The sequence below is a fragment of the Silanimonas sp. genome, from assembly GCF_044377035.1.
Taxonomy (GTDB): Bacteria; Pseudomonadota; Gammaproteobacteria; order Xanthomonadales; family Xanthomonadaceae; genus Silanimonas.
Window position 1 is genome coordinate 72,213 of sequence record NZ_JBILJW010000003.1, and the last position, 14,970, is coordinate 87,182.

Below are 14,970 nucleotides of genomic sequence, written 5' to 3' on the forward strand. Positions count from 1 at the left end.
AAACGTCGCCGGCTGTGTCAGGCCGCGTCGGCGCGCCTAGGGCGAGCCGCGTGGCGCGAGGGCCTCGGCGGTCGCCGCCTCCACGCGGCGGCGGAAGGTGGCGCTGGTGCGGACCTCGCGCGTGATGGCCCAGATCCGCTGCGCCAGCGCCGGCTGGGCCGCGACGAAGGCATGCGAGAGGCCGAGGAAATAGCGCTTGGTGAGGATGGGGCGTGGCAGGGCTTCGAGGTCATCCAGCGCGACCCCGCCGGCCGCCCGCAACTGCGCCCAGCGGAAGGCGCTGAGCGCGATGGCGTCGAGCTCGCCGCGGGACAGCCGCGACAGTTGGACCAGGTGGTCCCGCGACGACATCTCCACGGCCCATCCGGCCCGCTTCAGGTCGTCCGCGATGGCATAGCCCGGCTGCACGCCCACCGGCCGCGTGGAGCCCACCAGCTGGCCATCGACGACGTCGACGGGGGTGCCGCGACGGCGGACGAGGACGATGGCGTCCTCGCGCAGGGCATCGGCGTCGACATCGGGTGCGCCCGGCGGAAAGGCGAACACCGGCCGCCGCTCCGGGGAGAACGCGACCGCGAAGGCGCCGTCCATCCGGCCAGCGCCCACTTCGGCGAGGCAGAAGGGCCAGGGTTGCGGGTGGTACTCGAAGCGCAGACCGAGGCGTCGCGCCACTTCATCGAGCAGCTCGAAATACAGCCCCTGCTTCTGCCGGCTGCGCCACGGCACGGCCGGGGTTTCCTCGAAGCAGAGATCGAGCGTTGTCGGCTCGGTAGCGGCAGCCGGACCTACGGGCGAGGCCACGACGCCTTCCGCTGCGAACCAGGCCGCGATGGCGAAGCCAGCGACGGCGCAGGCTCCGGCGGGCTTCACAGGTGGGCTCCGCCGTCCCGCTGGCCTCGCATCCGGGCCAGCTCGGCCTGGTAGGCCTCGCTCTCGCGCACCTCGGCGACGGCCTGCCAAATGCGGCGGGCGAGCTCCGGGTGCTGAGCCACCAGGGGTTTGGACAACGCCAGGAAGTAAGGCTTTTCCACCAGCGGGCGCTCCACCACCTCCAACTCCAGCAGCCACGGGTGTCGCTGCTGTCGGAGCTGGAGCATCTGGTCGGTGCCCACGGCCGCGGCGCCGATCCGTCCGGCCGCGAGTTTGCGCAGGAGGGCTTGCGGGCTCGGCGCCGCATCGTCCACCGCGTAGCCGCGTCGGCGCAGGTCCTGCGCGATCGAGGTGGCGGGCTCGGCCCCGATGGCGCCGACCAGCCCGGTGATGCGTTCCCCGTCGTAATCCACGGCGTTGCCGCGGCGGCGCACCAGCACGTAGCCGCCCTCGAACATGCGCTGGGTCGCGTCGGGCGCCTCGCCGCCGGGGAACGCCGCGAAGCCCTGCCGCTCCGGCGTGACGCTGATGCCGAAGGTGCCGTCGACGCGGCCGACGCGGAGCTCATCGTGGCAGCGGCGCCACGGCCGCCCCTGGTATTCGAAGCGCAGGCCGGTGCGGTCGGCGACGGCGTCGAGCATCGTGAAGTTGAGCCCGACCTTGTCCCGCGTGCGCCACGGGAGCACGTCGCTGTCCTCGAAGCACAGCACGAGGGTGCGGGGCGGTTCGTCGGCCGGCACGTCCAACGGGGCGACCGGGCGTGGCAGGACCACGCCCGGAAGCATCGCGAGGATCAGCAGGAGTCGTCGCATGGCCGCGAGACTATCGAGTTCCGTGGCGTTTTTGCGCTACGGGATCCGTCAATTCCTGCCAGCGTCCTCCACCCGGCTGGCGTTCACGCGGCCAGCCCAGGACCCGCCGTACTCCCAGGGCATCGGCGCGCGATGGCCCTTCGGGCAGTGGCACGGCGCGGTGGGGCCCCACTCGGCGCCGCGCATCAGGCCGTTGCCGAGGCGCTGCCAGTAGAAGGTCGGGGCCGGGGTTTCACGCCCGCCGATCTCGGCCATGGTGGTGGCGTCGAACAGCCGACCGTTTGCCATCACGTGGGTGGTCCGGGTGCTGGCCTTGAGGTCTTCGAGCGGATTGCCGTCGAGGATCACGAGGTCGGCCTTCTTGCCAGCCTCGAGCGAACCCAGATCCTTGGCGAAGCCGAGGTGGTCGGCACCGTCGATGGTGAAGGCGCGCAGGGCCTCGAAGTTGGTGAAGCCGCCCTGGCCGAGCATCCACATCTCCCAGTGCGGGGCGAGGCCCTGCAGCTGGCCATGGCCGCCCACCTGCACGCCGACGCCGGCATCCCGCAGGGTCTTCAGCGATTCGGCGACGGTGATGTGCCAGTAGTCCCAGTCCGGCCCGACCTCGCGGCGGATGCTTCGCGAATCGAGCGTCTCGCGCGGGAAGAAGCGCAGCAGGCGCTCGTTCTCCCAGACGTTCTCGCGGGCGTACCACCAGTACTCGCCCGAGAGGCCACCGAAGCTCACCACGAGGGTGGGCGTGTTGCGCACGTCGGTCTGGCGCCACAGCTCGACCACGTCGCGACGCAGCGGCGCCACCGGCAGGTTGTGCTCGATGTTGCTGCTGCCGTCCACGATCATCGTCAGGTTGTGCTGCAGGGTGCTGCCGCCTTCCTCGACGGTCATCATCCCCAGCTCGCGCGCGGCCTGGTTGATCTGCTGGCGCTGGTCGCGGCGCGGCTGGTTGTAGCTCTTCACCGCGAAGGCGCCGTTCGCCTGCAGGCGGCCGAGGTGGTTGCGGGCGTCGTCGATCGAGTTCACCACGGCTTTGAAATCACCGTCGGCCCCGTAGAGGATCGTGCCGGTGGAGTAGACGCGCGGGCCCACGAGGCGGCCGGCCTGAACGAGCTCGGCCTGGGAGAACACCGTCTCGGTGGTCGCCGAGGGGTCGAACATCGTGGTGATGCCGAAGGCGAGGTTGGCGTAGTAGGTCCAGTTGGCCTGCGGAATCACGCCGCTGAAGAAATGGCTGGAGTGCGCATGGGCATCGACGAAGCCCGGCACCACCGTCTTGCCCGCGGCGTCGACGACGCGCGCGCCTTCGGGGATCGCCACCTCGCCGCGGCGGCCGACGGCGACGATGCGGTCGCCGCGCACCAGCACCACGCCGTCCTCGATCACTTCTTGCGTGGATTCCGCATCGCGCATGGTGATGATGCGGCCGCCGGTGATCGCCACCGTCTCCGTCGGCGTGTCGACGGCGACGGCCGGCGCGAGTGTTGCGCCGCCGTCGTCGCGCGTGGCGCCGAGGTCGCGGCTCACGTACTTCCCGCCGGCCATCCAGTGCAGCGAATCGGCGTCCGACCAGTGCAGGTAGGCGCCGACCTGCGTGGTCAGCGCCGTCACCGGCACGGCCTTGGTGTCCTTCGAGAGCGCGATCGCCGCGCCGGTGGCCGGCAGCGGGGCCACGTAGGCGTTGAACAACTCGGTAAAGGCCACCTGCTTGCCGTCCGGCGAGACGCTCACGGCATCGACGTACTTGAGGTCGAGCACTTCGCGCGGCTGCTCGCCGTGCAGGCCCACCGACATCAGCTTCTTCGAAAGCCCGCCGCCCGTGAGGTACAGCACGCGGCTGCCGTCGGCGCTGAACTGCGGTTCGCGGCCGTCATCGGCGACCTTGCGCGGTTCGCCGCCGCCGGCCGGCATCACGTACAGGCCGGCGTCGCGGCCCCAGGCGCTGCCGACCATCGAATTGCCGCTGTCGCGGACGAACACGATGCTTCCGCCGTCCGGCGAGTAGCGCGGGCCGTAGTAGATGCCGCGCACGGTCGTGAGCACGCGCTCGGTGCCGCTGGCGAGGTCGCGCTCGACGACCTGGCCGCGCGTCTCGTCGTTCCAGGTGGTGAACAGCAGCTTGGTGCCGTCCGGCGAAAAGGCCGGCTGGTACTCGAAGCGGTCGGTGCGATCGCCGATCGCGCGCGCCGCGCCGTTACCCTCGCGCAGCCACAGTCGGCCGACCGCGTGGAAGGCCACGCGACGGCCGTTGGTCGAGGTGGCGACGTCGCGGATCATCTGCGGTACGAAAGTGCCGCTGGGCAGCGTCCTGGCCTGCCGCGGTGCCTCGGTGACGCGCTGCTCGACCTCGGCGGTGAACGGGATGTTGGTGGCCTCGCCGCTGGCCGCATCGACGCGCCAGAACTGGCCTTCCTTGCCCCAGACCACCAGCGCGGCGCCGTCGGGCGTCCAGTCGAAATTGGCGTAGGGCCCGAAGATCGCCCAGCCTTCCTGCTGGTCGCGCTCGAGGCCGTCCCACAGCGGCCGCACCTGGCCGGAGTCGAGGTCCATCAGGTGCAGCACGCTCTTCTCGCGGACGCGCTTCACGAAGGCGAGGGTCTTGCCGTCCGGCGACGGCTGCGGGCGCACGGCGCCGCCGGGGCTGCTCACCAGCGTCTCGATCTCGCCGGTCTCGCGGTCGAGGCGCTTGATCGCGTAGACCAAGCCGTGCGGGTCCTTGTTGTACTGGAAGAACGGACCTTCGCTGACGTCCTCGCTGAAGTAGACGTAGCGGCCGTCCGGCGACACGGCCGGTTCGCCGAGGTCCTGCTGGTCGTTCTTCTGCGTCGTGAGTTGCAGGCCGTCGCCGCCGTCGCGGTGGTAAAGCCACAGCTCACCGGCGCCGAGCGAACGCTGGCCGGTGAAGTGCTTGCGGCCGATGAGGTACTGGCCGTCCGGCGTCCACGCGGGGTTGTTGAGCAGGCGGAAGCGCTCCTTCGTCACCTGCACCGGGCGGCTGCCCTCGGCCTGCATTCGCCACAGGTTGTTGCCGCCGTCGCGATCCGAGGTGTAGGCGATCTCGCGGCCATCCGGCGAGAAGCGCGGCTGCACGTCCCAGGCCGGTCCGGAGGTGAGGCGCGTCGCGCGGCCGCCGGCGATCGGCAGTCGATACAGGTCGCCGAGCATCGAGAACACCAGCGTGCGGCCATCGGGCGCGACGTCGAGGTCGAGCCACGTGCCTTCGTCGGTCGTGAATCGCACCGTCTTCGTCGGGCCGTGTTCGGCGTTGACGTCCCAGGCGGGGGCGTCGGCGGCGAACGGGGCGGAGGCGGCGAGGGCGAGCGCGGCGGCGATCGCGAGGCGGGTGTGGCGCATGCGTGGATTCCCCTGGGGCGAGCCCCCGAGCGTAGCGGCAGTGGCCTTGCCCGGCCTGTGCCGAAGCGCAGGGTTCGCTCAGCGGGCCGGGGGGAAGCGCCGGGCGCGGGCCTCGCGCCGGGCGGCAGCGGCGTCGAGGATCCCGGCCCGTCCTGCGGCGTCCGCCCCGTGCCAGGCCTTGATCTCCTCGAGTGTCCGTCCGCAGCCGAGGCACTCGTCGGCGTCGTCGAGGCAGCACTGGCGGATGCAGGGGGACGCCGGGGTCTGGCCGTCGTTGGCGCTGTGGGGCGCAAGCATCGCCGGGGTCGGTCGTGCCGGCGCCATGGCCTTCAGCCTGCGGCGCGCTCGCCGGCGGCGAGCCGGACTTCCAAGGCGCCCAGCCGGGCCTCGAGCGCCTCGATGCGCGCGAGCAGCGCATCGTCGCTCCGCGGTGCGGATTCACGCGCCGGCGCAGCGCCGGTGTCGAGTGCCATCGCGCTGAAGTCCACGGGACCGCAGAGCAGGTGCGCCCAGCGGCCTTCGCGTTGGCCCGGTGCGCGGGGCACGGCGACCGCGAAGCTCCGCGCGGCGAGGCGCTCCAGCGCGTGCGCGAGGTCGTCGGCGTCCGTGTAGCGATGCAGGCGCTCGCTGCGCGAGAGCAGTTCGGCCGCGGTCTGGGGGCCGCGCAGCATCAGCAGGGCCAGCGCGACGAGCTGCCCGCGCGTGAGCTCCAAGGTGCGTGCGGCAGTGTGCTCGAAGCGCAGGGCGCGGGCGCCGTCGACACGTCGCGCAAGGGATTTGGCCTCCAGGCCGCGCAGCGCGCGCGCCACCTCGCCGGTTTCGAGCGCCATCACCGGTTCACGGCTGGTCTTCTGGTTCGCGGCCTGCAGCGCGGCATTCTCGGTGAGCGGGTACTGCTCGGGCGTGGTGGCTTCTTTCTCGACGAGGCAGCCGAGCACGCGGGCTTCGGTCGCGTCGAGCAGGAGGGAAGGGGTGTCGCTCATCGGGGGCTCCGCGGCGAAGGGCCGCGTTGGACAGGGAGGCCGCCAGACTAGCCGAGCGCGCCATCCTCCGGCCGTTTCACCCGGGCTGCAGCGCGGCTTCGGCAGCATCGCGCCATGCCCCACGCCCTCGTCTGGTTCAAGCGCGACCTGCGCACCGTCGACCACGCGCCACTGCTCGCCGCCGCGGCCAGCGGGCGCCCGGTGCTGCCGGTGTACGTGATCGAGCCGGCCCTGTGGCAGCAGGACGACGCCAGCGCGCGGCAGTGGGCGGTGCTCCGCGAATCGTTGCTCGAACTGCGTGATGCCCTCGCCGCGCTCGGTGCCCCGCTGCAGGTGCTCCATGGCGATGGGGTCGAGGCCTTCGCGGCGCTGCATCGTGCCTTCGGCCTCGCCGAAGTGCACGCCCACGAGGAAACCGGCAACGCCTGGACCTTCGCCCGCGACCGCCGGGTGGGCGCTTGGCTGCGCGAGGCCGGCATCCCCTTCATCGAGCACTCGAACGGCAGCACGGTGCGCCGATTGCGCCGCCGCGATGGCTGGGCGCGGCACTGGGAAGGCCACAACGGCGAGGCGCCGCTGCCGGCGCCCGTCGCGCTGATGCCGGCTCGCCCGGTGAACGGGATCGATCACGCGTCCGGTCGTGCACTCGCCGATCTCCGCTGCGAGGCGCTGCCCGACGCCCGCGACCTCGGCCTCCCCAACGACCCCTGACCGGGCCGCCAGCCGGGCGGTCGCGCCTCGGCGTTGCGCCTGTTGGGCAGCTTCGTCGACGGCCGCGGTGCGACGTACTCGCGGGGCATGAGCAGCCCCTTGAGCGCGCCGAAAGTGTGTTCGCGACTCTCGGTGCATTTTGCCAGCGGCACGGTCTCGATCCGCGAAGCCGTGGCCGCGTCACGCGCCGCGCAGTGGGCCGGCCGCGGCACGCCGGCGCGGGCGCTGCAGAGCTTCGAATCGCGCCTGCATTGGCAGGGCCACTTCATGCAGAAGCTCGAAAGTGAACCGGCGATCGAGTTCCGCAACACGCACCGCGGTTTCGACGGCCTGCGCGAAGGCGATTTCGACCGCGCGGCCTTCGAGGCCTGGCGCACCGGCACCACCGGCTGGCCCTTCGTGGACGCGTGCCTGCGCATGCTGGCCGGCACCGGATGGATCAACTTCCGCATGCGCGCCATGCTCGTCGCGGTCGCGAGTTACCACCTGTGGCTGCACTGGCGCGACACCGGCCTGCACCTTGCGCGGCAGTTCACCGACTACGAGCCCGGCATCCACTGGCCGCAGGTGCAGATGCAGAGCGGTGTCACCGGCATCAACATCCCGCGCATCTACAACCCGGTGAAGCAGGGCCTCGACCAGGACCCCGACGGTAGCTTCGTGCGCCGCTGGGTCCCCGAGCTTGCGGCCTTGCCGGCGCCATGGATCCACCTGCCGTGGCAGCTGCCGCCCGCCCAGCTCGCGAAGCACGGCGTGGTGCTCGGCCGCGACTACCCCGAACCGATCCGCGACCACGAACAGGCTGCGCGCGAAGCGAAGGCGAAGCTCACCGCGTGGTGGCGCGACCACCCGGGCATGCGCGAGTTGGCGCGCGGCGTGCTGCTGAAGCACGGCAGCCGGATGAAGCAGACGAGGCCGCGACTGGAAGGCCGGGCGAAAAAAAGCCCTGCGCCGCACGAGGCGACGCAGGGCAGTCTTTTCGACTGAGGCGGGTTCGACTAGGGCCGGTCGAAGCTTAGAAGTTGTAGCTGAGGCGGCCGTAGACGAATCGGCCCGAGCGGCCGAACGGCGAGAAGTTCGAGAACGGCGTGTTACCGGTGCCGTTGCGCACCGGGGTGAACGGCTCGGAATACTCGTCCGTCAGGTTCTCGGCACCCACCGCGAGGGACAGGCCCTCGAAGAGCTCGACGCGACCCTCGAGGTCGACGAGCACCGCGGGCGACAGCCGGACGTCCTGCGACGCGTTGGCGCCGGCATCGAGCACCTCGCCGTAACGCGTCGCGCGAAGCGTCGCGCCCCAGCGGTCCATCGACCAATTGACCGACGCGCCGAACTTGTCCTTCGGAGAACCCTCCTCGAAGCCCAGTTCGTTGATCCGCCCGAACAGCACGGGCGCCGGATTGAGCGAGGACAGCACGTTCGTCGTGGGAAGGCGCGTGACCTCGGTGTCGTTCCAGTTCGCGAGCAGCGTGAAGTCGAAGCGCCCCGCAGCCTCGGTCTCCCACGGCGTGGTCAGGACGATGTCGATGCCCTGCGTTTCCGTATCGACGCCATTGATGAAGAAGCGGGCGGCGCCGACACCGGTGAAGCCTTGCGAGGCCAGGAAGGCGACGACGTTGGCCTGGTTGAGGTTCTCCGAGAGCACGATGCGATTGTCGATATCGATCCGGTAGGCATCGATGGTCAACGTCGAGCTGCCCAGGTTCACCACGGCGCCGAGCGAGAGGTTGATGGATTCCTCGGCTTCCAAGGGCTTCGCCCCCAGCGCCGCCGCGACCCCGCTGGTCGCCGGGAAGGTGCCGACCTCGACAAGGCCGCCGCCGGGCAGGTTGTTGGTCGACGTGGCGGTGAAGAACTGCTGCTGCATCGACGGCGCGCGGAAACCGTTCTGCAGCGAGCCGCGCAGCGCGAAGGCCTCGCTGAAGTCGTAGCGTGCCGCGACCTTGCCGATGAGGTTGCTGCCGAAGTCGGAGTAGTCCTCGCCGCGGATCGCCACCGAGCCGAGCAGCTTGTCGGTCAGATTGGCTTCGAGGTCGATGTACAAACCGACGGCATTGCGGTCCTCGTCCACTTCATTGCTGGGGCGGAAGCCCGGGAACACCTGCGATCCCGCCGGCGTCGGTGCACCATTCAGAAGCACGCCGCCATTGATGTACGAGTTCGGTTCGCCGGCGAAGATCCGGTAACGCTCGGTGCGGGCTTCGAGGCCGGCGCTGAGGTAGAGATCCGAGGCGAAGGCGTCGAGCGCGTAGCTGCGCGTGCCGCCGAAGTTGAACACGGTCTGCGTGTAGTCGAAGCCGCCGGCCTGGAAGGTCCGCTGGCTGGAGGGGCCGATCGAACGGTTCAGGGTGTTCTCGATGGTGAAATCCATCTCGTTGCGGCCCCAGACCACGGAGCTGTCCATGGACCACTCGCCCCAGTTCCACTTCACGCCGCCGGCCACGCTGCTGTCGATGACGGTGGGGGCGATGATCGGCAGGAAGCCGTCCGGATAGATCGAGATCACATTGCGATCGTCCACGGCACGGCGGTAGAAGCCCGCGGAGCGGGCATCGCGATCCTGCCAACTCGCCCAGCCATACAGGCGCGCACCGTTCTCGAAGTCGATGCCCGCGTTGGCGAACAGCGTCTTCTGCTCAAGCTCCGGCTCGCCGTACCAGGCGTTGAAACGGTTGATCGTCGTTTCGCGCGGGTCGAACGCGGTGCCCACGCGGGGGTACTGCTGGCGGAAGTCGTAGCCGCCGCGCTCGGTGCGCTCCTGGTCCTTCAGTTCGGCCGCGATGGTGAGGAAGCCGGAGCCGCCGAGCGACAGGCCCTTCCACGCCGAGACCGTGGTGGTCTCGCCGTCCGAAACGTCGCGCGAGATGCTCGCGGGTGCCGACCAGGTGGCGCCGGCCGGGGGAGCGCCGGTCAGCACTTCGTAAGTCGATTCGCGCCGGCCGTAGTTGATGGTCACGCCGCCGCCGGTGTCGTCCTCGCGCAGCAGCACGTTGATGACGCCGGCGATGGCATCGGAGCCGTACTGTGCGGAAGCGCCGTCACGCAGCACTTCGACCGTGCGCACGGCGGCGGTGGGGATGGTGTTGAGGTCGACCGCCGCCGAACCGCGGCCGGCGGAACCGTTGACGTTCACCAGCGAGGCCGAATGGCGGCGCTTGCTGTTCACCAGCACGAGGGTCTGGTCGGGCGCGAGGCCGCGCAGCTGCGCCGGCCGAACGGTGTCGGTGCCGTCGGTGAGGCCCGGGCGCGGGAAATTGAAGGAAGGCAGCGCGACCGAAAGGGACTGGTTGATCTCCGGCGAGCCGGTGCGTTCAAGCTGCTGGGCCGAGATGGCATCGACCGGCGCGGCGGTGTCGTTGCGGGAGCGGCCCGCGACGCGCGTACCGGTGACGACGATGGCGTCGAGGGTCTGGGTGTCGTCGGCGGCCTCGGTGCTGACGGCGGCGCTCGACTGGGCATGAGTGGCGCCGGCGGACAGGGCCGAGGCGATGGCAAGAGCAAGCAGGGCGGGTCGGTTCATGGCGACATCCTTGGGCTGGCGGTTCGGCGCGGCAAGACAGTGCGGGATTCCCATCGGGAATATGGAAGTTCCGTGACGGAAGATGCGCGGCGCCGGCGCCTGCGACAAGTCCCCGGCGGCCACCCTGGCGTCTTTGCTCACGCCGCGCACACGGCCTCGGCCAGTGCAGGACCTCGGCCCGAAGGCCGCCCGTGCCTCAGTCGTCGTCGCCGGAGAGCACGCGCTTCTGCATCGCGTCGAGGTAGGCGTCGGCCTCGGCGGTGGAGCTGAAGATCTCCGAGAACGGCACGGCCTTCACCAGGTCGAACACCTTGCGGATCTGCGGCTGGGGGTTCGCCACCAGCACCTTGCCGCCGCGGCTGCCGAGGCTCTTGCGGGCGCGGAACACCGTGCGCAGGCCCGCGGAGCTGATGTACTCGAGGTCCGAAAGGTCGAGGACCAGCAGGTTCACCGAGGGGTCGGCCAGCACCGGTTCCAGTTCGCTGTCGGCGCTCTGGTAGGTGTGGGTGTCCAGGTGGCCGGCGAGGCGGCAAGTGCGCTTCGGGCCGCTGCCTTCGATGGAGATGCGGAGGTCGTCGGTCATTTCGGCGGATTCCTTGGCAGGACGAGGGTGAGTCGGTTGCGGTCATCCTCGCGCGCGTAGATCGCGTCGAGGCTCATGGTCTTGATCAGGTGCAGGCCGAGGCCGCCGATCGGGCGGTCGAGGTCGTCCGGGTCCAGCTCGAGGTCCGGGGCGTCGAGCGGATTGAAGGCGCTGCCATCGTCGATGATCCGGAGCGTCATCGTGCGCTCGGTGAACGACAGGTCGACCGTGCATTCGACGGCGCCGCCATGGTCGATGGCATTTGCGACGAGTTCTTCCAGCACCAGGCGGACATCCGACTGCCCCTCGGCGTCGATGCCGTGGCTGCCGAGGCATTCGTCGATGGCGCGGTTCATCGCCCGGAGGCCGGAGGGCCAGATCGAGAAGTGCAGGGGGTCGTTGGCGGGTTTCTCGGGCGCCACGAGGCTGACCGCCAGCACGGTGATGTCGTCGGCGGGCTCGGCGCCGGCCGAGAACGCGTCGACCGCCGCGATGACGTCGGCGACGATCTGCTCGGCGCCGCGGCCCGGCTTCAGCGCGTCGCGCAGTCGTGCTTCGCCGAAGAGCTCGCCACTGCGGCTGCGCGCCTCGGTGACACCGTCGGTGAAGCAGAACAGCACGTCGCCCGGCGCTAGCATGCCGGCAAAGCCCTCGCCGTAGGCGTCGGGGTCGATGCCGAGCGGCGCGCCGGTTTCCATCTCGAAAAGCTCGATGCGGCCGTCGGCGCGGACGATGAAGGGCAGCTCGTGGCCGGAACTCGCCAGCTCGAACAGGCCGGTGTGCGGGTCGATCAGGCCGCACAGCGCGGTGGCGAACATGCAGCTCTCGTTGCCTTCGGCCAGTCGCGGCGCGGCGCGCGCCAGCATGAGCGCCGGCGAATCGGTGCTGCGCGCCGTGGCTTCGAGCACGGCGACCGTGCGGGCCATGAACAGCGCGGCCGGAACGCCCTTGTCGCTGATGTCGCCGATGGCGAACCAGAGCATCCCGTCGTCGCGCGGGTGGAAGGCATAGAAGTCGCCGCCCACGCTCTTCGCCGGCTTCAGCAGGGCGTGGATATCGAGATGGCCCTCGTGCACGTCGACCGCGGTGGCCGGCGGCAGCATCGACTGCTGCAGGTCATGGGCCAGTCGCAGCTCGCTGTCGAGCTTCTGCTGCTCCTGCGCCATCCGCTGCGAGTGCGCCATCTGCTGGCGCAGTGCCGAATCGGCGCTGTCCAGCACGCGGGCCAGCTGGCCCACCTCGTCCTTCCTCACCAGCAGCGGCGTCGGCATCTCGAAACCGTCCTGCGCCAACCGCTGCGCCGCGTGGCCCAGCTGCACCATCGGCCGGGTGACGCTGCGGGCCAGCGCATTGCTGAGCAAGGCGAGCAGCGCGATCACCACCATCGTCGCGCCGACGAAGCGCCATGCCGTCTCGCGCAGGGGCGCCAGCACCGCGTCCTCGTCCATCAGCACCATCAGGCCCCAGCCGTCGCCGAGCGCCTCATGGACGCCGCGGAGCCCGGGGCCGAGCGGGCGCAGGGCGAGGCCCTCGCCCCCTCCCAAGCTTTGGAGGGCCCTGCGATGGTCGTCGAGCGCGGTGGAGGCGGGTGGCGGGGTGCCGATGGAGAGCCAGTCGGAATCCCCGATCCACAGCGGGCCCTTGTGCAGCACCGCGCGGAACCGCGAGTCGTTGCGGAACGGCGCCAGCGCCTGGTTGAAGCGGTCGATGGGCACGTCGAGGCTGACCATGCCGCGGCGCTCGTCGGCGGGGCCGCGCGGCAGGGGCTGGTTCAGCGTGATCATCCAACGCCCGCCGGCGGTGTCGTTGAAGTAGGGCGCCGACCAGCGCGCCCGGTCCGCCGCCAGCGTGTCGCGGAACCAGGGCTGCGCTTCCACGTCGAGGCCGCGCGCCGTGAGGTCGGTTTCCGCCAGCCCCCGGCCCTGCTTGCCGACGTAGCGGGCCCAGACCGTGCCCGGCGTGGGCGAGGCCGCCGGCGCCAGCGCCACCAGGCCGCCCGCGGTGTTCGGTTCGCTCATCACGGTGGCATCGAGCAGGGCGCGCAGGCGCGTGGCATCACCGCCGGCCGCGGTCTCGCTGCGTGCCAGCGTGCCCGCGCTGACTTCGACCGCCTGCAGTAGGGCCTGCAGTTCCGCCGAGGCGCGACGCAGCTCGCGAAGCGCGGAGGCCTCGGCGTCTTCGAGGGCGCGACGCTCGGCGACCGCATGGATGGCCAGCCCACCGGCGGTCGCGACGGCGGCGGCCAGCAGGCCGAACCACAGCGCGATGCGCGTCCGCAGGCTGTGGCGCCAGGAGGGGCGGGCGGACGAAGCGAGGGCGGAGGCGGCCATGGGCCAAGGCTGCGGCGCGCGGCGGTGGCGGTCAACGGGGGGGGATGCCGGGGGTATGCTGACCGTCGCACTTCCGAGGAGGGCTGCCGATGCCCGACGGCACCGCGCTGCAGAGCCTGGCCGAACTGGACGCCCGGATGGTGCGGGCGACGCGCCGCCTGCGCCTGTTGCAGGCGGTGAGCTGGAAACAGCGGGTACAGCGCGAGTTCCTCGACCGCTGGCGCCGCGGCGTACACCGCCTTCCCGAGCCCGACTACGTGCCCGAGGACCACGCCGAGGTCCGGGCCGAGCTGCGCGCGATTGCCCAGGCCTGCGACCCGCATCAGCCCTTGGGGCTGTACATCCGCCGCACGGCCGACAGCTGGCACACCGCCGCCCTGCTGCTCGAATCCGTCGGCACCGCGGCGGTCACCGACCATTCCATCCGCCTATTTGGCCGTCCGGGTGACGCGCTGCCGGGTGGCACCGTTTCCGGCGTCGACGCGGCCATGCACTTCATCCGCATCGCCGACGAACTCGATGCCGAGTTGCGGGCCGTCGACACCAACGACGACGCCGTGGAAGCGCCCGTCGTGCGCGAGCGCCTGCAGCAGGACATGGATGGCTTCTTCGGCCCCGGCAAGGTCAGCGTCGAGCTGGATGCCGACCTGATCGCCAAGGCCGCCGCCGGCCCGACGCGCATCCGCCTGCGCACCGGGGCGGCCTTCAGCGAGTACGACATCCACCAGCTCCGCGAGCACGAGGCCTTCGTGCACACCCTCACGGCCCTCAACGGCCGGGAGCAGCCGCATTTCGCCTCGCTCTCGCGCACCTCGCCGCGCATCATCGCCACGCAGGAAGGCCTGGCGACCTTCGCCGAGCTGATCACCGGGCATATCGACATCGAGCGCATGAAGCGCATCAGCCTGCGCATCCTCGCCATCGACATGGCCCTGCGCGGCGCCGACTTCATCGACGTGTTCCGCTTCTTCCTCGACGCCGGCCAGCGCGAACCGGAGAGTTTCTCGTCCGCGGCCCGCGTCTTCCGCGGCGTGCCGGTGACGGGCGGCGCGGCCTTCACCAAGGACGGCGTCTACCTCGCCGGCCTGGTGCGCGTGCACACCTTCTTCCGCTGGTGCCTGCGGCAAAAGAAGCTGGCCCTCACGCACCGGCTGTTCGCTGGGAAAATGACCCTCGAGGACGTCTTCGACCTCGCGCCGGCCTTCGAGAGTGGGGCCATCGCCCCGCCGCACTACCTGCCGCCCTGGGCGAAGCGCGCAAACGGGCTGGCCGGGATCCTCGCGTTCTCGCTGTTCGCGAACACGATCCGGCTCGACAAGGTGGACATCGAGAACCTCGACGCGGTGCCTCGGCTGTTCGGCGTGGCGGAATCGGAGCCGCGGGAGGCGGGGCGGTAGGGCGCGTACCAAAGCGCGCCATCGCCGTGGGGCGGGTGAGCGAGGCTGGCCCGCCCCATCACCTTCTGCACGATCTGCCCGGCGGCCCGCTCGAAGGGTACGTCCATGTACCTCGAGCGGCGGCGCATCCCTGCACCGCCCTCCGGGCTTTCGCCTGGTGATCCGGCCGGGGCTCCTTATTCGCCTCGCTCTCCCGCCCCCGGCCGTGGCGCAGCCATATCGCAGGTCGCCACTCCGTCGCATTGGCGGGTATCGCCGCATCGCTTCGGTGATGCGCAACGCCGACTCGCCGCGGCCAACGAAAGCCAGCACCGGTGCCGCGGTTCGCGGCGGATAAGGAGCCCCGGCGCGTGATTGAGGCGAAAGCCCGGAGGGTCGCGCAGGGATGCGCGATCCGGCCGAGGGGCAGGAAGCCC

The 14,970-nt window shown here is 70.9% G+C and carries 11 protein-coding genes; 3 read left to right on the forward strand and 8 right to left on the reverse strand.

All coding sequences use genetic code 11. The features are described from left to right. Positions 1-36: 36 nt before the first annotated feature. From ACIQ6S_RS02365 to ACIQ6S_RS02385, 5 genes are all read right to left on the reverse strand, one after another. Entirely contained in the window at positions 37-870 is an 834-nt protein-coding gene (locus ACIQ6S_RS02365; RefSeq protein ID WP_397606947.1) for a substrate-binding periplasmic protein, read from the reverse strand. Continuing rightward, the gene (locus tag ACIQ6S_RS02370; RefSeq protein WP_397606948.1) at positions 867-1,682 is read right to left on the reverse strand and encodes a substrate-binding periplasmic protein; all 816 of its coding nucleotides are present in this window, start codon (positions 1,680-1,682) and stop codon (positions 867-869) included. Before ACIQ6S_RS02370 ends, ACIQ6S_RS02365 begins: the two co-directional genes overlap by 4 nt. A 48-nt stretch (positions 1,683-1,730) precedes the next feature. After that, entirely contained in the window at positions 1,731-5,030 is a 3,300-nt protein-coding gene (locus tag ACIQ6S_RS02375) for an amidohydrolase family protein (protein WP_397606949.1), read from the reverse strand. Positions 5,031-5,108: 78 nt separating this feature from the next. After that, positions 5,109-5,327: a DUF1289 domain-containing protein gene (locus ACIQ6S_RS02380; protein ID WP_397606950.1), complete on the reverse strand. Its 219-nt coding sequence runs from the start codon at positions 5,325-5,327 to the stop codon at positions 5,109-5,111. Between the two features lie 32 nt (positions 5,328-5,359). After that, entirely contained in the window at positions 5,360-6,013 is a 654-nt protein-coding gene (locus ACIQ6S_RS02385) for a YceH family protein (protein WP_397606951.1), read from the reverse strand. A gap of 114 nt (positions 6,014-6,127) precedes the next feature. Between ACIQ6S_RS02385 and ACIQ6S_RS02390 the strand changes: the two genes are divergently transcribed. Together ACIQ6S_RS02390 and ACIQ6S_RS02395 are read left to right on the forward strand one after the other, a co-directional pair. Further along, positions 6,128-6,724, forward strand: a complete 597-nt coding sequence (locus ACIQ6S_RS02390) for a deoxyribodipyrimidine photo-lyase (RefSeq protein WP_397606952.1) — start codon at positions 6,128-6,130, stop codon at positions 6,722-6,724. A gap of 87 nt (positions 6,725-6,811) precedes the next feature. Further along, entirely contained in the window at positions 6,812-7,711 is a 900-nt protein-coding gene (locus ACIQ6S_RS02395; protein WP_397606953.1) for an FAD-binding domain-containing protein, read from the forward strand. Between the two features lie 28 nt (positions 7,712-7,739). Here the strand turns inward: ACIQ6S_RS02395 and ACIQ6S_RS02400 are convergent, their stop codons facing one another. From ACIQ6S_RS02400 to ACIQ6S_RS02410, 3 genes are all read right to left on the reverse strand, one after another. Continuing rightward, positions 7,740-10,244: a TonB-dependent receptor plug domain-containing protein gene (locus ACIQ6S_RS02400; RefSeq protein ID WP_397606954.1), complete on the reverse strand. Its 2,505-nt coding sequence runs from the start codon at positions 10,242-10,244 to the stop codon at positions 7,740-7,742. Between the two features lie 196 nt (positions 10,245-10,440). Beyond that, entirely contained in the window at positions 10,441-10,827 is a 387-nt protein-coding gene (locus ACIQ6S_RS02405) for an STAS domain-containing protein (RefSeq protein WP_397606955.1), read from the reverse strand. After that, entirely contained in the window at positions 10,824-13,157 is a 2,334-nt protein-coding gene (locus tag ACIQ6S_RS02410) for a SpoIIE family protein phosphatase (RefSeq protein ID WP_397606956.1), read from the reverse strand. Before ACIQ6S_RS02410 ends, ACIQ6S_RS02405 begins: the two co-directional genes overlap by 4 nt. 89 nt (positions 13,158-13,246) lie before the next feature. Here ACIQ6S_RS02410 and ACIQ6S_RS02415 point away from each other — a divergent pair, with 89 nt between their 5' ends. Then, entirely contained in the window at positions 13,247-14,554 is a 1,308-nt protein-coding gene (locus ACIQ6S_RS02415; RefSeq protein WP_397606957.1) for a flavohemoglobin expression-modulating QEGLA motif protein, read from the forward strand. The last annotated feature ends 416 nt before the right edge of the window (positions 14,555-14,970 follow it).

Bases quoted from the DNA above. Each gene is read 5' to 3' on its own strand.
- ACIQ6S_RS02385 (WP_397606951.1), bottom strand. From the start codon at position 6,013: ATGAGCGACACCCCTTCCCTCCTGCTCGACGCGACCGAAGCCCGCGTG.
- ACIQ6S_RS02410 (WP_397606956.1), bottom strand. From the start codon at position 13,157: ATGGCCGCCTCCGCCCTCGCTTCGTCCGCCCGCCCCTCCTGGCGCCAC.
- ACIQ6S_RS02370 (WP_397606948.1), bottom strand. From the start codon at position 1,682: ATGCGACGACTCCTGCTGATCCTCGCGATGCTTCCGGGCGTGGTCCTG.
- ACIQ6S_RS02390 (WP_397606952.1), top strand. From the start codon at position 6,128: ATGCCCCACGCCCTCGTCTGGTTCAAGCGCGACCTGCGCACCGTCGAC.
- ACIQ6S_RS02380 (WP_397606950.1), bottom strand. From the start codon at position 5,327: ATGCTTGCGCCCCACAGCGCCAACGACGGCCAGACCCCGGCGTCCCCC.
- ACIQ6S_RS02405 (WP_397606955.1), bottom strand. From the start codon at position 10,827: ATGACCGACGACCTCCGCATCTCCATCGAAGGCAGCGGCCCGAAGCGC.
- ACIQ6S_RS02415 (WP_397606957.1), top strand. From the start codon at position 13,247: ATGCCCGACGGCACCGCGCTGCAGAGCCTGGCCGAACTGGACGCCCGG.
- ACIQ6S_RS02395 (WP_397606953.1), top strand. From the start codon at position 6,812: ATGAGCAGCCCCTTGAGCGCGCCGAAAGTGTGTTCGCGACTCTCGGTG.
- ACIQ6S_RS02375 (WP_397606949.1), bottom strand. From the start codon at position 5,030: ATGCGCCACACCCGCCTCGCGATCGCCGCCGCGCTCGCCCTCGCCGCC.
- ACIQ6S_RS02400 (WP_397606954.1), bottom strand. From the start codon at position 10,244: ATGAACCGACCCGCCCTGCTTGCTCTTGCCATCGCCTCGGCCCTGTCC.